The following is a 17,780-nucleotide window of genomic DNA, read 5'->3' on the forward strand; positions in this document are numbered from 1 at the left end:
TTCAATTCTCCCCGCGCATACGCGCGTTCAGCCGAAGCGGCCTGTAATGTAATCCTGGGTGCGGCGGTCGACCGGCGAGGTGAAGAGCTTGTTGGTCGGCCCAAACTCGACCATCTCACCGAGATACATGAATGCGGTGGTATCCGAGACACGCGCCGCCTGCTGCATGTTATGGGTGACGATCGCGATGGTGTAGTGCTCCTTGAGCTCGTCGATCAGTTCTTCGACCTTGGCCGTGGAGATCGGATCGAGCGCCGAGCACGGCTCGTCGAACAGGATCACCTCCGGCCGCAGCGCGACGGTTCGCGCGATGCACAGGCGCTGCTGCTGACCGCCGGAAAGACTGAGCCCGCTGGCATTGAGCTTGTCCTTGACCTCGCTCCACAAGGCGCCGCCCCGCAGCGCTTTCTCCACCCGACCGTCCATCTCCGACCGCGACAGCTTCTCGTACAAGCGGATGCCGAACGCGATGTTCTCATAGATCGTCATCGGGAACGGCGTCGGCTTCTGGAACACCATGCCGACCCGCGCGCGCAGAAGATTGAGATCGAGCCTGGGGTCGAGGATGTCGGTATTGTCCAGCAACACCTGCCCTTCGACGCGCTGGCCGGGATAGAGGTCGTACATGCGGTTGAAGATGCGAAGCAGGGTCGATTTGCCGCAACCCGAGGGACCGATGAAGGCCGTCACCCGATTGGCGGCGATCGAGAGGTCGATATTCTTCAGCGCGTGGTTCTGGCCGTAATAGAAATTGAGGTTACGGGCGGCGATCTTGGCCGGAGCATCGGGATCGATCGCCGATGGCGGAACGGCCGGGCGCGAGACAGCGGCGGAAACGTCGGTCATTTTGCGGTCCTCTCAGAGCCGATCAACCTTGCACCGATGTTCAGCGCCAGTACGGCCAGCGTGATCAGCAGCGCGCCGCTCCACGCCAAATCTTTCCAATAGGCGTAGGGGCTCTGCACGAAGTTGTTGATGGTGACGGGAAGGTTCGCGATCGTGTGGGTCAGGTCCATACTGAAGAACTGATTGCTCAGCGCGGTGAACAGCAGCGGTGCGGTCTCGCCGGCAACGCGCGCGGTGGCAAGCAGCACGCCGGTGATCAGTCCCGCCCGCGCGGCGCGATAAGCGACGCGCTTGATGACCAGCGAGCGCGGCAGACCAAGCGCGGAGGCCGCCTCGCACAACGAGTTCGGCACCAGGTTCAGCATGTCCTCCGTCGTGCGCACCACGACCGGAATGACGATCACGGCGAGCGCGAGCGAACCCGCGAGCGCCGAGAAACCTCCCATCGGCACCACGACCGCGCCATAGATGAACAGGCCGATGATGATCGAGGGCGCGCTGAGAAGGATGTCGTTGATGAAACGGATGACCGGCGAGAGGCGGTCGTGCTTGCCGTATTCGGCAAGATAGGTACCCGCAAACATGCCGATCGGCGCGCCGATGCCCACCCCGATCACGGTCATCATGATGGAGCCGACGATGGCGTTCAACAGGCCCCCTTCGGAAGCGCCGGGCGGCGGCGTGTTCTGGGTGAAAATCTGCCAGCTCATCCCGGCGAGACCGTTATAGAAGAGCGTAAACAGGATCAGCCCGAGCCAGGAGACGCCGAAAGCGGCGGCGGCAAAACACAGGACGCGAACGATGAGGTCTCGACGGCGGCGGGACGCATAGATCGGATTCATGGCTTCACCTGAACAGGCATGATCTCCGGACCAACGATTTCGTTGGTTCGGAAAAACCGGCTTCCGCTTTTACGGATCATGCCTATTTCCCCGCCTTCTTCTCCAGCCGCATCAGCATCAGCCGCGCCGCGGCGAGTACGAAGAATGTCAGCACGAACAACAGCAGACCGAGCAGCATCAGACCAGACTGATGCAGGCCGTCGCTCTCGGCGAACTCGCTGGCGATCGCCGCGGAAATCGTGGTGCCGGGCGCAAAGATCGACGGCGAGATACGGAACGAGTTGCCGATAATGAAGGTCACCGCCATCGTCTCGCCGAGCGCGCGGCCGAGCGCCAGCATGACGCCGCCGATGACGCCGACGCGCGTATAGGGCAGCACGACGTGGCGGACGACTTCCCAGGTGGTGCAGCCGACGCCATAGGCCGCCTCTTTCAGAACTGGCGGTACGGTCGCGAACACGTCGCGCGAAATCGCGGTGATAAAAGGCAACACCATGATCGCGAGGATCAGCGAGGCGTTGAACAGGCTCAAATAAGACGGCGGCCCGCCGAAGATCGAGCCGAGGATCGGCACCCCTGCAAACAGGTCGATGAAGAAGGGCTGCACCGAATTGGCAAGAAACGGGCCGAGGATGAAGAAGCCCCACATGCCGTAGATGATCGAAGGAATGCCCGCGAGCAGCTCGACCGCCATGCCGATCGGCCGGCGCGCCCACAGCGGGCACAATTCGGTGAGGAATACCGCGATGCCGATGCCGACCGGGATCGCGATTGTCATAGCGATGACCGAGGTCAGGATCGTGCCATACAGCGGGCTCAGCGCGCCCAGCACCGGCGGATCGGCGGACGGCGCCCAGCGCTGCGTCGTCAGGAACGCGCTTCCGAACTCCACAATCGCGGGCCAGGCCCCCACGATCAGCGAGACGATGATTCCTCCGAGCAGCATCAGAACCAGGAGCGCGCTGATGCGCGTGGTCCAGTAGAACGCCGTGTCGCCGAACTTGAAGGCGTTCAGCGCACGGGTGCGGTCATAGCGGCCTGCTGCCTCCATCGCGCTACCATGAACGGCCATTTCCGCCACGCCAATCCCCTATTTCCTGCAACGCATGATGTCCGGGCAACCTGCGGAAAACGCCTTCTCGCAAGGGAGAATGGAGGAGCGCCCTGGCGCTCCTCCACGGCCCGGGATCAGCTCTTGATCTCGGAGGTCCAGGTTTTCTCGATCTGCTTCACGACCGGGTCCGGCATCGGAATGTAGTCAAGATCCTCGGCCATCTTGCCGCCCTTCTCGAATGACCACTTGAAGAACTTGATGGCTTCGGCGGAGGCCGCCTTGTCGATCGGCTCCTTGTGCATCAGGATGAACGTCGCCGCGGCGATCGGCCAGGAAGCATCGCCTGGCTGATCGGTCAGGATCACGTAGTAGCCCGGCGCGTGCGCCCAGTCGGCGTTGCCCGCCGCAGCCTGGAAGGAGGCGACGGTCGGCTGCACGGCCTTGCCGGCCTTGTTGATGAGCGCGGCGTAGGTCAGCTTGTTCTGCTTGGCATAGGCATACTCGACATAGCCGATCGAGTTCCTGGTCTGGCCGACATTGCCGGACACGCCTTCGTTGCCTTTGGCGCCGACGCCCGCCGGCCACTCCACCGCAGTGCCCTCACCGACCTTGGACTTCCACTCGGCATTCACCTTGGACAGATAGTTGGTGAAGTTGAATGAGGTGCCCGATCCGTCCGAACGATGCACAACCGCGATCGAAGCCGAAGGCAGCTTGAGCTTCGGGTTGAGCTTTGCGATCGCAGGGTCGTCCCACTTGGTAACCTTGCCGAGAAAGATGTCGCCGAGCAGTTCACCCGAAAGGACCAGTTCGCCAGGCGTCACGCCTTCGACGTTCACGACGGGGACGATCGCGCCCATCACCATCGGCCACTGCAGCAGGCCGTCCTTGTCGAGCTTGTCGGCCTTCAGCGGCGCGTCGGTCGCGCCGAAGGTCACGGTCTTGGCGAGGATCTGCTTGATGCCGGCGCCCGACCCGATCGACTGATAGTTCACGCTATTGCCGGTCTCTTTCTTGTAGGCATCGGCCCATTTGGAATAGACCGGGAACGGGAAGGTCGCCCCCGCGCCGGTGATGTCAGCCGCCCTCGCCGGAAGCGAAAACGCGGACGCCGAGGCGGCAACGAGGCCGGCGGCGGCGATGGCCTTGAAGAAATTCATGTGTGGTCTCCCTCGAGATTGAGCAGAGCGCAGATGCGCCCATGGCGTCCGTCTAAGTGCGGTCGATGCTGCTTTTACGAAGGTTTGACGACAGTCGGATGACAGAGATAAACCATTGCAATCATTTAACTTCACGTTGCGGTCACGGCCTGCGCCGGTGGGAAACCCGCCGTAAAGGTCGCGCCATGGCCGGCCACGCTTTCGATCAGCAGGCGGCCGCCATGACGGTTCAGGATATGTCTCACCAGCGACAGGCCGAGGCCGGTGCCGCCCTGAGCCCGGCTGTCGCCGGCGTCGACGCGATAGAAGCGTTCGGTGAGGCGCGGCAAATGCTCCGGCGCGATTCCGGGACCGAAATCCCGCACCGCCACCCGGAATTCCGGCGCGCCGTCCAGCGAGACGTCCATCATCGACGACACCACGACCCTGCCGCCGGACGCGCCGTATTTCAGCGCATTCTCGATCAGGTTCTCGAACAGCCGCAGCAGTTCCTCGCGATCGCCGCAGATCATCACCGGCGTTTGCGGCAGTTCGACTTCGATCCTGACCTGGCGCTCCGCCGCCAGCGGCTCGAGCCCGTCGACGACCTGACGCACGATCGGGATAAGGTCGACCGGCGTATCCGGCCGCACATGCGCCGACAGTTCGACCCGCGACAGCGACAGCAGATCGTCGATCAGCCGCGCCATGCGCGTGGCCTGCGCATGCATGATGCCGAGAAAGCGCTCACGCGCCTTGGCATCCTCGCGCGCCGGGCCTTGCAGCGTGTCGATGAAGCCCGACAGCGCCGCCAGTGGCGTGCGCAATTCGTGGCTCGCATTGGCGACGAAGTCGGCGCGCATTTCCTCGACCCGTCGCAACGGCGTCTGATCGTGGAACGTCAACAGCATGCAATGGTCGACGCCGCCGAACGCGGTCGGCACCGGAATCGGCGTGATGATCAGTTCCATCCAGCGATCGACCGGGACATGATTGAGATAGGTCGTCCGCCGCGTTTCCCTCGTCGCGACCGCCTCGCGCAACGCCGTGACAATCTCAGGCGATCGCAGCGCGAATTGCGCGAGCCCGTGCTGGCGCAGCGCCGGCACAAGCTGCGCCGCCGCGGCATTGAGATGGATCACGCGGCCGGCCCGATCGAGCAGCACGTTGGGATCCGGCATACCGGCAACGATGGCATGAACCGCCGCAGTGTCCACCGGATTAGCGCCGAGGTCGGCTTCGCGCGACGCGGCCGGATCGTGAACCTGCCAGGGCACCAGCCCCGCGCCGACGATGCAGACAAAGGCGGCGATGGCGCGGGACGGCTGCAAGCCGCCGAACACGGCGAGCGCAGCCAGCACGAGCCCGGCAACCAGCAGAATGAGCGCCGAACGGCGCAACCGGTCCGTCCAGGATGCAAACCTCGAAGCGGAAGCGGGCACAGGAGTCGGCTGGGCGGCTCCTTCCGCGGTCGGTCGAATGCTGTCAGGCGCCGGAGTCGCCATGCTCCCTCAGACAGGACAATTTGCCCGTTGGCCCGATTTTACCCGTTGGCCCGGCGCTCGATCCGAGCCGCGCGTTCCCCACGCGTTTCATTCGTGCGCTGATGATAATTTCCCGAAGCGTCAGCAAGATGATAGAAATCACGAAGGGCACGACATAGTAAAGCAGCCGGAACAGCAGCATCCCGGCCAGCAGGTCTTTTGTGTCCATCTGCCAGAGGCCGACCAGCATGGCGGCGTCGAACACGCCGAGCCCGCCCGGCGAATGGCTCGCGAAGCCGAGCAGCGTTGCGGACACGAAAATCACTGCGACAACGACAAAGCCGACATTGGGCTGGTCGGGAACCAGCACATACATCGCGAGCGCGCAAAACCCCAGATCGACGATTCCGATAAGGATTTGCAGCAGCGTCAGCGGACCGCCCGGCAGAACCACGGTCCATGGCCCGCTGCCGACGCGACGCGGCCGGATTCCGACCCAGACCACATACCCGATCAGACCGAGGATGATCGCGATCGCTATCAGCCTATTGCACCAGGCCGGAAGCTGATCGATGCTCGTCGCGGCCTCCGGGTGATAGGCGATGCCGAGCCCGAGTACAGCCGCGTTGCCGAGCCAGAAGGTGAGACCGGCCAGAAAGCAGACCTTTGCGACGTCGACCGCACTCAGTCCCCAGGCGGAATAGACGCGATAGCGCACCGCTCCGCCGGTGAAGACGCTGGCGCCGACATTGTGGCCAACCGAATAGCTGGTAAAGGCCGCGAATGCCGTGGCGCGGTAGGGAATATGCGTGACGCCGATCGCCCGTACCGCGAACAGGTCATAGAATGTCAACGTGAAATAGCCGGCGGCAACGAACAGGCCCGACAGCGCGATCAAGCGCGGCTCGGTCTGTCGGACAGCCTCTATCACCTCGTCGATATCGGTATCCCTGAGGATATGGAAGAGCACGTAGAACGCGACCACGATGACCGTGACGCTGATCGCAACACCCAATTTGTGCAGGATTTGCTTCCGGCGCAGAACCGAGATCGCTCTGCGTATTGATCCTAGCATCGAGAACCTCGAATTGCGGTCCACGGCAAAGCCGTCGCCGTTCCGCATTCATTCACGTGGACAGTGTCGTAGCGTGTTTCGGTTCCTAGTGGAATTCCGTCGGCCTTAACAAAACCCTTCATTCCAACACATTAGAGTGTCCCGTCGATCCGCCGGACGCCGCCTGGCGGGAGACCACCCGATCGCGCAGCCACGAGCCGACCGCGCAACCTGCAAGATAAACCCCGAGCATCGCCAGTCCAAGGTCGAGCCAGTAACCGAATCGGCCGGGAACCACATGCGTGAGCGCTGCGACAATCAGCGCTGCGGCCAATACCGACAGCAACTGCGCAACCCGCTTCGTGACCCCCCGGCCGCGATGGACCACCGCGATCCAGCCCATGGCGAAACCCAGCAGCAGCGATCCAGCGAGCCAACCCCAGTGAAACACCGCCAGATAAACCATATCTTTACTGCCTCACAATGAAATCAATGCGGCGATTCTTCGCCTTGCCCTCGTCGGTGTCGTTGGTGGCGATCGGCTGCACACTGCCGTAGCCCATCGGCTTGAATCGATCCGCAGGCATCCCGGCTTTCACCAGATAGTCCACGACCGCCTGCGCGCGCCGCTCGGACAGCGCCTGGTTAAAGGAAGCGTCGCCATCGCTATCGGTATGGCCAACGATCTCGATCGTGGCCGTCGGACAGCGTAGCGCGGTTTCCGTCAGCCGGTCCAACAGGCCGATGGAATCCGGATCCAGCGTGGCCTGGCCGGTTTCGAACTGGATCGTGCGCTTGCCCAGCAGATCGGCGAACAAATGCTGACAGACTCCCGGATCGACCGGTGCCGCCGCCGGCTTGACCGACACTTCCATTTTCGTTTGCCAGCCCCGCGGCAGGTCCTTGGGCAGATCAGCGCGGATCTGCCTTCCCGCTGCATCATACAGCGCGTCGCCGGAGAGATCGACGTCCCGGTCGGAGACGACAAGTCTTCCCGTCGACAGTCGCGATAACGATCCGAGCGCCCGCGTGACGACGGCATCGAACCCTGTCGGCGCACCGAGACTCGCCTTGAGCTTGTCGACGACCTTTTCCCCGAACTTGCGGCCGGCGGATGCGACGATCGCCGCATGAACGGCATTGTCCGGCACATATCCGGTCAATGTCAGCGTTGCGGCCACCGGATCCTTATTGGCCTCGAAGATATATGGCGGACCATGAATGTCGTTGGCGACCGAATATCCGTCGGGCAGGTTTTTCAGCGCCGCCGCAATCGCCTCGCGACCGCCCAGTTCGCGCGCCATGCCCGACAGGTTCACCGTTCCATCGGAAATCGTGGCCTTGCCGGTCTTGAGCTTGCCGATCTCGCCGATCAGCAATGCCGCTGCGGTCTCGAACCGCGGCGGCGCGCCGCGCGATAAATTCATGCGATCGGCGATGTCGATACCGGCAAACGTCGCACGCGCGACGTCCAGCAGCTTGTTCCTGACCACCGGCAACGGCGCGCTGCCGCTGAGCGTCACCTTTCCGACCTCGCGTTCGACGGTCCAGACAAACGGTTTGGCCTCGGCGACGAGCGCGGTGTGATCGTTGACCAGCCGCACACCCGGCACAGCTTCGACCGAGGCCACCGCGTTGCTGCGTTCCTGCTCCGAAAATGCCTCGGCGGAGAACGTGACGTCGCGGCCGGCGACGCTGATCGTGGTCTTGTCGAGAACGCTGTCCTTGAGCGCGGCGGCGGCGTGCGCACTCAGATCGGCTTCCAGCGGAGCTGTTGTCGTCCAGGCGGCCACCGCCCAAAGGATGGCAAGCGGGATCAGGCCCGGCCACCACTTGCTGCTCCACCTGAAAAATCCGCGCATTTGTTATCCTGTCAAGACCTGCCGGCTCGCCGGCGGACCGGCGACGAGATCGTGCAACCCGATTCAACGTCCAAAGCGCGCTCCGGGCAAAGCCGGATGCCGGTTCAGCCGACTGCCGCTGTGTCTGGAAATGAAGAGAAAACAAACCCTTGTGGGGCTGTCAAACCGGAAACAGAGCAGAAGCTCCATCGCCGCTTCATGGGCGCCAAATAACCATTTCTTCAGCCGTTCCTACTATAGACGTCGTTCAACAGAAAGGGGTCGGCCGGTCAATTCGATGAAGCAACTCCGCAACACCGTCATCCGCGTTGGACTGGAGGCCCTGTATTTCAGCGGCGCTCATCATCTGCTGCGGCCGATCTTCGCAGGCATCGGAACGGTCTTCATGCTGCACCATGTGCGGCCGCGCCGAAACAACCCGTTCCACCCCAATCATCACCTGGAAGTGACTCCGGAATTTCTGCGCATGACCCTGGCCCATGTCCGATCGCGCGGGATCGACATCGTGACCGCCGACGAGATGCACCGCCGGCTGATCGAACGCGACGTCTCGCGACGGTTTGCATGCTTCACCTTCGACGACGGCTACCGCGACAACCGCGACTTCGCGCTGCCGGCGATGCGCGAATATGACGCGCCGCTCACCGTCTATGTCGCGAACGACTTCGCGGACGGAGCCGGCCGCCTCTGGTGGGTCGCGCTCGAACGCATCGTCGCCGCCGCCGACCGGATCGACAGCACGATCGGCGACACCGCCGTCCATCTCGACACCCGCACGGTCGAAGACAAGCAGGCAGCGTTCGCTCAAATCCACGATCTGCTGCGCGAACTGCCGGACGATCGCGACATCGCGCGCGAGATGAGCGGATTGTGCGCACGCTATGGCGTCGATGAGGCGGGCATCAGCCGGGAGCTGTGTCTATCCTGGGACGAGTTGAAACCGTTCGCCGCCGATCCGCTGGTCACCATCGGCGCTCATACCATCAGCCACTGCAACCTCGCGAAGCGAAGCGAGCAGCAGGCGCTTCAGGAGATCGCCGTCAGCCGGACGCGGATCGAAGCCGTCTTGCAGCGTCGGGTCGTCCACCTCGCCTACCCTTACGGCGACCGCGGCGCTGCGGGACCGCGCGAGTTCGCTTATGCCAGGACGGTGGGTTTTAATACCGCCGTCACCACGCGACCCGGCATGATTTTTCCTGAAAATGCTGAGCATCCGACGGCACTGCCGCGAATTTCCCTTAACGGAAACTATCAGACCGCGCGCGTCCTGCCGGTGCTGACATCGGGCGCCGCCACCGCCATGTGGAACGGATTCCGCCGTGTCAACGCCACGTAACGGCCCCGGCGGGAGCGGTGCAGAGCCGTTGGCCGCCCTTCAATGCCAAACCGAAACGCTTCATCTCTCGGCGGGAACGGCTTCCGGGCCGTTCCACGGCCGTTCCGGCGAGGCAAGACCGATCAGCCGTCCCTGGATGTAGTCGCAACCCCAGTCACGCAGCATGAGGGCGGATTGCTCGTCCTGAACCCACTCGGCCACCGTCCTGATATCGAGCCGCCGCGCCAGATCGATCAGCGTCTGCACGAACGCCCGGTCGTCGGGGGAGCGCGCGATGTTTTGCACGAACGCGCCGTCGATCTTGACGATGTCCACGCCGAGCTTGCGCAGATTCCGGAACGAGGTGTAGCCGGCGCCGAAATCGTCGATCGCGATCCGGCTGCCGAAGTTCTTCAGCCGCGTAACGAATTCCCTGACGTCGTCGATATCCTGAATCGCCACCGTTTCGGTGATCTCGACGATCAGGCGTTCGGCGACGCCGGGATGCGCGCCCATCAACGATTCGATCGCCGCCCACCAGTCGGCGTCCATGGTGGTCTCCGGCGAGATATTGAGGCTGAGCCGGACGCCGGGCGCTTCTGCCAACTCGGCGATGACAAGCTCAAGCACGCGATGATCGACGAGGCGGATCAGGCCGAGCTTCTCCGCCACCGGCACGACATCGGGCGCGAGCAGGACCTGACCGTCCCGCTGATGCATCCGCACCAGGCACTCGTAGAACGCCGGATCGCGGGTGCGTGCATCGACCACCGGCTCGAAGGCGGTGACGATGCGACGCTCGTTCAGCGCGGTGACGATTTCGTCGGTGACCCGGATGTTGATCCGGCGCTGCGCGTCGCGTTCGACGCTCGGCCGCCACACCGCGAACGAGCCGCTGCGGCGACTTTTCGCGGCCTCGAGAGTTTCCTGGGCACGGTTGATCGCTTCATCGGCGGTGCGAGCGTAGCGCGGGGCGAGGACCGCGCCGATCGAGGCGGTGACCGAGACCGGGCCGGATCTGGTCGGCACGATCTCGTCGCGAATGCCTGCCAGAAGCCGCTCGGCGGCGACACTCATGTCATCGACCGTGCAATTCTTCAGGACCGCTCCGAACTTGTTGCCAGAGAAACGGCCAAGCACGTCGCCGCCGCGCAAGCGCGCGCGGATACGCCTGGCGACATCGCCGATCACCTCGTCGGCGACATCGAAGCCGAAAGCGTCGTTGATGCGCGCGAGGTGATCGATCCCGACCATCATGAAGGCAAAAGACGACCGGTAGCGCGCGGCTTCCTCGATCGCCTCGGCGAGCGCCGCCGTCAGATGCGTGCGATTGAGCTCGCCGGTCAGGGCATCGTTGCGCGACAGCCTGATAAGCTGCTCGTCGCGCGCGCGCCGCTCATTCTCGAGCCGCACGATACCCTCGGCGCGCACCGCCTTGCCGTCGGCGCCGGCGAACCAGCAGCCGGATTCCTCGATCCAGAGCATCGGCGCCGAGGCGCTGGCGCGCACGCCGTATTCGATGCGATAGGGCACCCCCTCACCGCGCCGCCGGGCGGGCGGCGCGGCAAGCAAGACGTCGGCGCGGATCGATCCCGACGGCTCGATCAGGGAGGCAAACCCGGCACCGGTTGCGAGCAAGGCCGGGTCGATATCCTGAAAGATCGCCGCAGCCTGCTCGGTCCAGGTGATGGCATCGCTTGCGATATCCCAGGCGAACGCAGCCCGACCGAGCGCGGCAAGAATCTCCGATACTTGGGGCGCTTGTACTTGGGGCACTTGTACTTGGGGAGCTTGGGGCCGGTCCGCCGGCGCGTTGACGGCTTGTGACGCATCTGCGCCGGACGAGGGATTGGCTGCCGGTGAAATGGATGTCACGGTCGCCTCGTTTTGGGACGCGGTCAGGTGATTCCTGCCGAAGAATAAGACCTCCCCGCCGCCAGGCATAGCTCATAATGCTTCGGAAAGCCGGTCATTCGCCGCCGAAACCGGGTCGCGCTGGCCTCAATGGCGCCCGGCACGACCCTTGCGAGGCCAATCGCGAGCGCGGACACGATGTCCCGGAACAACACATTCGGACAGGGCCGGATTAACGATGACGATCGCGGGAGCGGGCCGGATAGCTGCAATCGCCGCAAATGCCGCGCGGGACAATGGCGTTGCGAGACGATCCGACGATACCGCGCCGGTATCCGTCATAGCGCCTGTCGAGCGCCCGCCTGTTTGGCGTTCCGCGCCGCGCCACGACGCGCTCTTTGTCACGCAACTGATCGCGATGGCGCAGCACAGTCCGCAGACGCGAGTGTTGCGCCGCGCCGCGCCGCAGGTTGCTCACGCCGCCTATCATTCAGCGAGCGAACGAAATCCAGGCAGCGCACAAACGAGCCCGCGGCTGCTCCGCGTGATCTGAATTTAGCGCCTGGGCTGATCGGGAGACACCGGCGTCCCGCTGCCGGGCTGGATGTCGGGCGCTGGAATGTCCGGTTGCTGCTCGTCCGCGGTGGTCTCCGGGTGAACGATCACCGGCTCCGGCACGCTCTTCGGAATCGATTCGGCCATGGGCGCCGCCGTTGCAACGGCGGGGGCAGGCGCCGGCGACGAAATAGACGAAACGGATGCCGGCGCAGATACCGGCGCCGGATCGGAACGCGATTCAGGTGCTGCGGCTTCAGGCGGCCCTTGCGACGGTGGCGGTACGGCAACCGCGCGGGCCGGCCGCCGCGCGCGCAAGGCAACACCGGACAGGAAGTCGACCAGCGACAGCAGCGTCAGCATGAAATAGGTGGATGAGCCGAATTGCGGCAGCATCACGAATTCCGCCGCAGCGCCTCCGAACACCGCCAGCGACAGCAAATGGTCGGTGAGGTATTTGCCACCGGCACGGAAGCCCTTGATGACCTCGAACAGCAGGAGGAGGATGCCGAGCGCAAGCAGCACGTCGCCGAGCGTCACCGGCCATGCCACACCCGACACCAGCGTCAACGTGACAACAGGCTCCGTCAACAGGACGCCCGGCATCAGGAAGACGATGATGTTGCAGATCGCGAGAGGAACCAGGAGCAGCGGGAAACCGATCACGGACATCGGCAAGGCCTCCTTCATTCAAGCGGGAGGGGTGAGCTTGTGCCTAATCCCTCCGCCGCTCGCGCCCCTTCCTTCCGAGCCCGCATTGATCCGGGCCAGAAGCCTGAAATGAGGCTGCCGTCAGGAGTCGCTCTTGGCCTTCAAAACCTGGCGGCCCTTGTACATGCCGGTCTTCAGGTCGAGATGATGGGGACGGCGCAGTTCGCCGGAATCCTTGTCCTCGGCATAGGTCGGCTTGCTAAGCGCATCCGCCGAACGGCGCATGCCACGCCGCGACGGCGATGTTTTTCTTCTTGGAACGGCCATATCCGGTGTCCTTGCAGGGGGTTGTCGGAGTTCCCGGATCTGGGAACGCCCATGGGCAGGCGCGCCCGGTCCCGAACGGGAGCTGAAATGCTGATAAGGCCGGGCTTATAATGCAAGGAATGCCCCAAAGCTAGGGCTGGGGTCGGTCAAAATCGCCGCAAATGCTCTAGGAACCGCGATTGTCGCGCCAGCAACTGCCCAGTTCGGCAGCCCGCGCCCGGACCATATAGGTCCCCGCCAGCCGGCGAACCCCGGGACCGGGTTTTCGGGCGCTGCGCCTGACGGGATTGGGAAGGATCGCGGCCATCAGCGCGGCTTCCCGCGCCGTCAGGTTGGCCGCGGAGCGCCCGAAGGCATAACGGGAGCCGGCCTCGACCCCGAACTGGCCGCCCGGGCCCCATTCCGCGATATTCAGATAGATTTCAAGAATCCGCTGCTTGGGCATGACGGCGTCGATCCACATCGCCAACGGAAATTCCAGCGCCTTGCGGATCACGCTGCGTCCCGGCCACAGGAACAGATTTTTCGCCACCTGCTGCGTGATCGTCGAGGCGCCGCGCTTCACCCCGCCGTCATCGGCATCGTCGAGCACACCTCGCAGCGAGCCCCAGTCGATGCCGTGATGGCTGCAAAACCTGGCATCCTCCGACGCAATCACGGAGCGCGGCAGCACCGGCGACATCGCCGCGAAATCGATCCACTGCCGCGACATCGGCGCACCGGAGAGCTTGCGCCACATCATCAGCGTCGAGACCGGATGGCCGGTCCGGTAAAATGGCGTCAGCAAATAGGGCACCAGCAGCAGGCCGAACACGACCAGCACCATGATACGGATCGCCCGCCGCATCAGGCTGCAGCGCCTTCGACAACGGAACCGCAGACAGATTCCCCCGGTCCGCGACGCAGACCGTGCGTCAAATCGCGATTGACGGCACCGAAGCGGACGAAAGAGGGCATCGAGATCTCCCTTATTTGGCGGATCGGTCGGAATTGACGAAGCCGGCACCATGAACGATTGTCCTGCCGAAATCGACCTGGTCGACTGTTGATGGACCCTTGCCGCCATTTCCGGGCCGTCTCTGTGTTCTTGGAGCCTTTTTTGATGACGTCAGGACTTTCATCCGCCGATTTCGCAAAACGCCTCGACAGGACGGCGGACGAGACCGAGGCCCTGCTGGGGACATTGCTGTCCGATACGCCCCTGTCTGATGAGATCGCGCGCCCGAAGCGGCTGATGGACGCCATGCGCTATTCCTCGCTCGGCGGCGGCAAGCGGCTGCGGCCGTTTCTGGTGGTCGAAAGCTCTGCCGTGTTCGGAGTTCCCCGCGAGGCCGCGCTGCTGGCCGGAGCGGCGCTCGAATGCATCCATTGCTATTCGCTGATCCATGACGACCTGCCGGCGATGGACAACAGCGACCTGCGCCGCGGGCGCCCGACCCTACATAAGACCACCGACGACGCCACCGCGATCCTCGCCGGCGACGGCCTGCTGACGCTCGCCTTCGACATCGTCACCCGCGACGAGGTCCACAAGGATGCGGCCGTCCGCCTGTTGCTGACGCGCGCGCTAGCGCGCGCCGCCGGCATCGGTGGCATGGTCGGCGGACAGATGCTCGATCTCGCTGGCGAAGGACGCTTCGGCGACCGCGAGCCGGTGGATGTGGCGCGTTTGCAGCAGATGAAGACCGGCGCGCTGCTCCGCTTCGGCTGCATCAGTGGCGCGCTGCTCGGCCAGGCCTCGCAGAAGGACCATCAGGCGCTCGATACGTACGGCCGCGCGCTCGGCGAAGCCTTTCAGATCGCCGACGACCTGCTCGATGTCGAAGGCGATGCGGCTGCGCTCGGCAAGCCCGCCGGAGCCGACGCGGCGCTGGGCAAGACCACTTTCGTCACCCAGCTCGGCATCGACGGCGCCAAGAAGCGTGTTTGCGATCTTCTGGCGAAAGCGGACGAGGCGCTGTCGGCCTTCGGCGCGCGCGGCGACGTGCTGCGCGCCGCCGCGCATTTCGTCGCCGACCGCAAGAACTGAAGGTAGCGATGGCGGGCAAGGATACCGACGAGGAATTCTTGCTTCGCTTCAGGAAGATGCCGGCGCCGGTGCGCGTGATCTATGCCCGGCCGCGCACCTTCATCGCCTTCGCCGCCGGCGTCGTCGCGTGCCTGCTGCTGCCGCATTCGCTGCGGCTGGTGACGCGGCTCCTGATCGGCTGGGACGTCTTCGCCGCGCTCTATCTCATTCTGGTCTTTACCGTGGTATTCGGCAGCGGCCTCACCCACATCCGCCGCAACGCCCGGCTTCAGGACGACGGCCGCTTCGTGATCCTGCTGGTGACCGCAATGGGCGCGTTCGCCAGCATCGCCGCGATCGTGTTCGAGCTTGGCGCGCAACACCATAGCGGACCGGAACTGGCGCTGGCGACGCTGACCATCGCGCTGTCCTGGGCCGCCGTACACGCCACCTTCGCGTTGCATTACGCGCACGAATATTATCGCGGGGCCAAACCCGGCGGTCTGCAATTTCCGAGCGGCGATCGGCACGAGGACGCCGACTACTGGGATTTCGTCTATTTCTCGTTCGTGATCGGGATGACCGCGCAGGTGTCCGATGTCGGCATCACCGACAAGATCATTCGCCGCACCGCGACGGCGCATGGCGTGATCTCGTTCGTCTACAACACCGCGCTGCTGGCGCTGATGGTCAATATCGCGGCGAGCGCGATCTGACTCTATAGCGTTTTCGAGCGAAGCATATCCTCGGGCCCGGCCTGGGGATGGGTACGGGTTCGCGCTATGCTCTCAAAGCTCTCAAGCATCCGCCGGGTCCGAACGATCCGTCGGCGCGTGCAAATAGGACGACGGCAGCCCACGAAACGTTCAACCGTGTCCAGATCTGTCGCTACAATCTGCGAAGTTGCGCCGCCCTACTCGCGCGTCCCATCGAAATCAGGCATTGTTGACCCCGCCGCTGTGCCACGCCATCTGAGGAACAGGGGCCTCCGTTCGACATGACCGAAACCTTTCTGAACTCCCTGCTCGTTCTCGCCGTGCTGGCCGCATCGGCCGCGCTGGCCCGGCGGCTGGTGACGGCGCCCGCCATCGTGTTTCTGGTGGTCGGCATCGTTCTCGCCTTCGTGCCAGGTCTTCCGCCGATCGAAATGCAGCCGGAAAGCGTGCTGCTGATGGTGCTGCCGCCGCTGATCTATTCGGCCGGCGTCTCCATGAGCTGGCGCGAATTCAAATCCAACCTGCGGCCGATTGCCCTGCTCGCCATCGGCTGCGTGATCTTCACCACCTGCGCGGTCGCCGCCGCGACGCACTGGCTGCTCGGCCTGCCCTGGGGCGTCGGCTTCGTGCTCGGCGCCATCGTCTCGCCGCCCGACGTTGTGGCGCCGCTCGCTATCGCCAAACGCCTGCATCTGCCGCACCGAATCCTCGTCATCCTCGAGGGCGAAGGCCTCGCCAACGACGCCACCGCGCTCATCCTTTATCGCTTCGCCGTGCTGGCGGTCTCGACCGGTACGTTTTCGCTGCCATCCGCCGCCGGATCGTTCAGCCTCATCCTGCTCGGCGAAATCGCGTTCGGCGCACTGGTCGGCTGGCTCAGCCTGCGGCTGCGGCAATGGGCCCATGACGAGCGGGTGGAAATCCTGCTGTCGCTGTTGACCCCGTATCTCGCCTACTGGGTTCCCGAGCATCTCGGCGGCTCCGGCGTGATCGCCACCGTCGTCGCCGGACTCTATGTGAGCTGGAACGGACCGCTGCTGATCTCGGCGGCGACGCGGCTGCAGGGCATCTTCTTCTGGGATCTGGCGATCTGGCTGATCGAGGGCGTGCTGTTCCTGCTGATGGGCTTCGAGGTCCGGGTGCTGATGGAAAAGGCCAAGGCGGTCCCGCTCGACCAGGTGCTGGTGGCGATCGCGCTGACCTCGGCCATCGTGATCGCGGCGCGGTTCATCTGGGTGTTTCCGGGCACCTACCTGACCCGCATCCTGAGCGCGCGGGTCCGGCGGCGCGATCCGACGCCGTCATGGCGCTATGTCGTCGTCATCGGCTTCACCGGCATTCGCGGCGTGGTGTCGCTCGCGGTCGCCCTCGCTTTGCCGCTGACACTGCCGGACGGGCAGAATTTCCCCTACCGCGACCTTATTCAGTTGACGAGTTTCGGCGTCATCTTCGTGACGCTGTTCGGCATCGGCCTGACGCTGCCCTTCGTCGTCAACCTGCTCGGCGTCTCGCAGCACGGCCGCCGCGAGGCACTGAACGAACGCGACGCCGAGATCGCGGCGCGGCGCACCATCATCGAGGCCGCGCGCGGCACCCTCACCACGATCATCGCCGAGCGCAAGCTGCCCGAAGGCCTCGCCAAGTTTCTCGAGGCACGGCACGAAACCCGGATGCGGGCGTTGCCCGAGCCGCCGGGCGAGGGCGACGAACATTCGCCGGCGACCAAGGGATCATCCATGGTGCGGGAAATCATCGGCATCGAGCGCACGCATCTGCACAGACTGCTGCGCGAGGGCAAGATCACCGACGAGACCCGCCGCCGGATCGAGCGGGATCTCGATCTGGAAGAAGCGGTCGTGAACAATCGGGAAAAGCATACGCCGCTGTAGAGACTTTTGATGGATTGCCATTCCGTCATGCCCGGACTTGATCCGGGCATCCACCCTCAAAAGAGATGGATTGCCGGGTCAAGTCCGGCAATGACGACTGGAAGTGTTTCCGCCAACGTCAAACGCCCTGGCTAATCAGTGAGCCTGGGGGACACGCACCAAATAAAAAAACGCCGGCTCAATG

The 17,780-nt window shown here is 64.1% G+C and carries 17 protein-coding genes; 5 read left to right on the forward strand and 12 right to left on the reverse strand.

Annotated elements, in window-relative coordinates:
- Window positions 1–27: 27 nt before the first annotated feature.
- From pstB to V4R08_RS09270, 8 genes are all read right to left on the reverse strand, one after another.
- The gene (gene pstB / locus V4R08_RS09235; RefSeq protein ID WP_335579085.1) at window positions 28–846 is read right to left on the reverse strand and encodes a phosphate ABC transporter ATP-binding protein PstB; all 819 of its coding nucleotides are present in this window, start codon (window positions 844–846) and stop codon (window positions 28–30) included.
- Window positions 843–1,688, reverse strand: a complete 846-nt coding sequence (gene pstA / locus V4R08_RS09240; RefSeq protein WP_335579086.1) for a phosphate ABC transporter permease PstA — start codon at window positions 1,686–1,688, stop codon at window positions 843–845. The genes pstB and pstA overlap by 4 nt, the downstream gene beginning before the upstream one ends.
- An 82-nt stretch (window positions 1,689–1,770) precedes the next feature.
- The gene (gene pstC, locus V4R08_RS09245; protein ID WP_335580225.1) at window positions 1,771–2,760 is read right to left on the reverse strand and encodes a phosphate ABC transporter permease subunit PstC; all 990 of its coding nucleotides are present in this window, start codon (window positions 2,758–2,760) and stop codon (window positions 1,771–1,773) included.
- A 116-nt stretch (window positions 2,761–2,876) separates the two neighbouring features.
- The gene (gene pstS, locus V4R08_RS09250) at window positions 2,877–3,902 is read right to left on the reverse strand and encodes a phosphate ABC transporter substrate-binding protein PstS (protein ID WP_335579087.1); all 1,026 of its coding nucleotides are present in this window, start codon (window positions 3,900–3,902) and stop codon (window positions 2,877–2,879) included.
- 131 nt (window positions 3,903–4,033) lie between these two features.
- The gene (locus V4R08_RS09255) at window positions 4,034–5,386 is read right to left on the reverse strand and encodes an ATP-binding protein (protein ID WP_335579088.1); all 1,353 of its coding nucleotides are present in this window, start codon (window positions 5,384–5,386) and stop codon (window positions 4,034–4,036) included.
- Window positions 5,367–6,440 carry a putative bifunctional lysylphosphatidylglycerol flippase/synthetase gene (locus V4R08_RS09260; RefSeq protein ID WP_335579089.1) on the reverse strand — a complete coding sequence of 358 codons (1,074 nt, stop codon included), beginning with the start codon at window positions 6,438–6,440 and terminating at the stop codon, window positions 5,367–5,369. The genes V4R08_RS09255 and V4R08_RS09260 overlap by 20 nt, the downstream gene beginning before the upstream one ends.
- Before the next feature lie 118 nt (window positions 6,441–6,558).
- A complete protein-coding gene (locus V4R08_RS09265; RefSeq protein WP_335579090.1) occupies window positions 6,559–6,885 on the reverse strand; it encodes a hypothetical protein in 327 nt (108 codons plus the stop codon).
- Window positions 6,886–6,889: 4 nt separating this feature from the next.
- Window positions 6,890–8,281, reverse strand: a complete 1,392-nt coding sequence (locus tag V4R08_RS09270) for an OmpA family protein (RefSeq protein WP_335579091.1) — start codon at window positions 8,279–8,281, stop codon at window positions 6,890–6,892.
- A 277-nt stretch (window positions 8,282–8,558) separates the two neighbouring features.
- On the opposite strand from V4R08_RS09270, the gene V4R08_RS09275 reads away from it, so the two are divergent.
- Window positions 8,559–9,617, forward strand: coding sequence for a polysaccharide deacetylase family protein (locus V4R08_RS09275; protein WP_335579092.1), 1,059 nt, complete (start codon window positions 8,559–8,561; stop codon window positions 9,615–9,617).
- Window positions 9,618–9,677: 60 nt separating this feature from the next.
- Here the strand turns inward: V4R08_RS09275 and V4R08_RS09280 are convergent, their stop codons facing one another.
- Window positions 9,678–11,372 carry an EAL domain-containing protein gene (locus tag V4R08_RS09280; protein WP_335580226.1) on the reverse strand — a complete coding sequence of 565 codons (1,695 nt, stop codon included), beginning with the start codon at window positions 11,370–11,372 and terminating at the stop codon, window positions 9,678–9,680.
- Window positions 11,373–11,688: 316 nt separating this feature from the next.
- Between V4R08_RS09280 and V4R08_RS09285 the strand changes: the two genes are divergently transcribed.
- Window positions 11,689–12,003 (forward strand): hypothetical protein, encoded by a 315-nt coding sequence (locus V4R08_RS09285; RefSeq protein WP_335579093.1) that lies wholly within the window; start codon window positions 11,689–11,691, stop codon window positions 12,001–12,003.
- A gap of 2 nt (window positions 12,004–12,005) precedes the next feature.
- Here V4R08_RS09285 and V4R08_RS09290 read toward each other — a convergent pair whose 3' ends face one another.
- From V4R08_RS09290 to mtgA, 3 genes are all read right to left on the reverse strand, one after another.
- Window positions 12,006–12,677, reverse strand: a complete 672-nt coding sequence (locus V4R08_RS09290; protein WP_335579094.1) for a hypothetical protein — start codon at window positions 12,675–12,677, stop codon at window positions 12,006–12,008.
- Between the two features lie 120 nt (window positions 12,678–12,797).
- Window positions 12,798–12,983, reverse strand: a complete 186-nt coding sequence (gene rpmF / locus V4R08_RS09295; RefSeq protein ID WP_009798498.1) for a 50S ribosomal protein L32 — start codon at window positions 12,981–12,983, stop codon at window positions 12,798–12,800.
- A gap of 166 nt (window positions 12,984–13,149) precedes the next feature.
- Complete coding sequence (mtgA, locus tag V4R08_RS09300; RefSeq protein ID WP_335579095.1) at window positions 13,150–13,830, reverse strand: monofunctional biosynthetic peptidoglycan transglycosylase; 681 nt, start codon at window positions 13,828–13,830, stop codon at window positions 13,150–13,152.
- A gap of 255 nt (window positions 13,831–14,085) precedes the next feature.
- On the opposite strand from mtgA, the gene V4R08_RS09305 reads away from it, so the two are divergent.
- The 3 genes from V4R08_RS09305 to V4R08_RS09315 all read left to right on the forward strand — a co-directional run bounded on the left by V4R08_RS09305 (window position 14,086) and on the right by V4R08_RS09315 (window position 17,596).
- The gene (locus V4R08_RS09305; RefSeq protein WP_335579096.1) at window positions 14,086–15,012 is read left to right on the forward strand and encodes a polyprenyl synthetase family protein; all 927 of its coding nucleotides are present in this window, start codon (window positions 14,086–14,088) and stop codon (window positions 15,010–15,012) included.
- An 8-nt stretch (window positions 15,013–15,020) separates the two neighbouring features.
- Window positions 15,021–15,707 carry a DUF1345 domain-containing protein gene (locus V4R08_RS09310; RefSeq protein ID WP_335579097.1) on the forward strand — a complete coding sequence of 229 codons (687 nt, stop codon included), beginning with the start codon at window positions 15,021–15,023 and terminating at the stop codon, window positions 15,705–15,707.
- Between the two features lie 281 nt (window positions 15,708–15,988).
- A complete protein-coding gene (locus V4R08_RS09315) occupies window positions 15,989–17,596 on the forward strand; it encodes a Na+/H+ antiporter (RefSeq protein ID WP_335579098.1) in 1,608 nt (535 codons plus the stop codon).
- Window positions 17,597–17,780: the final 184 nt, after the last annotated feature.

Origin of the sequence: Nitrobacter sp. NHB1, assembly GCF_036964665.1 — a bacterium.
Lineage (GTDB): Bacteria > Pseudomonadota > Alphaproteobacteria > Rhizobiales > Xanthobacteraceae > Nitrobacter.

Coding starts and splice junctions, on each gene's coding strand:
- pstB (WP_335579085.1), bottom strand. CDS start 846: ATGACCGACGTTTCCGCCGCTGTCTCGCGCCCGGCCGTTCCGCCATCG.
- pstA (WP_335579086.1), bottom strand. CDS start 1,688: ATGAATCCGATCTATGCGTCCCGCCGCCGTCGAGACCTCATCGTTCGC.
- pstC (WP_335580225.1), bottom strand. CDS start 2,760: ATGGCCGTTCATGGTAGCGCGATGGAGGCAGCAGGCCGCTATGACCGC.
- pstS (WP_335579087.1), bottom strand. CDS start 3,902: ATGAATTTCTTCAAGGCCATCGCCGCCGCCGGCCTCGTTGCCGCCTCG.
- V4R08_RS09255 (WP_335579088.1), bottom strand. CDS start 5,386: ATGGCGACTCCGGCGCCTGACAGCATTCGACCGACCGCGGAAGGAGCC.
- V4R08_RS09260 (WP_335579089.1), bottom strand. CDS start 6,440: ATGCTAGGATCAATACGCAGAGCGATCTCGGTTCTGCGCCGGAAGCAA.
- V4R08_RS09265 (WP_335579090.1), bottom strand. CDS start 6,885: ATGGTTTATCTGGCGGTGTTTCACTGGGGTTGGCTCGCTGGATCGCTG.
- V4R08_RS09270 (WP_335579091.1), bottom strand. CDS start 8,281: ATGCGCGGATTTTTCAGGTGGAGCAGCAAGTGGTGGCCGGGCCTGATC.
- V4R08_RS09275 (WP_335579092.1), top strand. CDS start 8,559: ATGAAGCAACTCCGCAACACCGTCATCCGCGTTGGACTGGAGGCCCTG.
- V4R08_RS09285 (WP_335579093.1), top strand. CDS start 11,689: ATGACGATCGCGGGAGCGGGCCGGATAGCTGCAATCGCCGCAAATGCC.
- V4R08_RS09290 (WP_335579094.1), bottom strand. CDS start 12,677: ATGTCCGTGATCGGTTTCCCGCTGCTCCTGGTTCCTCTCGCGATCTGC.
- rpmF (WP_009798498.1), bottom strand. CDS start 12,983: ATGGCCGTTCCAAGAAGAAAAACATCGCCGTCGCGGCGTGGCATGCGC.
- mtgA (WP_335579095.1), bottom strand. CDS start 13,830: ATGCGGCGGGCGATCCGTATCATGGTGCTGGTCGTGTTCGGCCTGCTG.
- V4R08_RS09305 (WP_335579096.1), top strand. CDS start 14,086: ATGACGTCAGGACTTTCATCCGCCGATTTCGCAAAACGCCTCGACAGG.
- V4R08_RS09310 (WP_335579097.1), top strand. CDS start 15,021: ATGGCGGGCAAGGATACCGACGAGGAATTCTTGCTTCGCTTCAGGAAG.
- V4R08_RS09315 (WP_335579098.1), top strand. CDS start 15,989: ATGACCGAAACCTTTCTGAACTCCCTGCTCGTTCTCGCCGTGCTGGCC.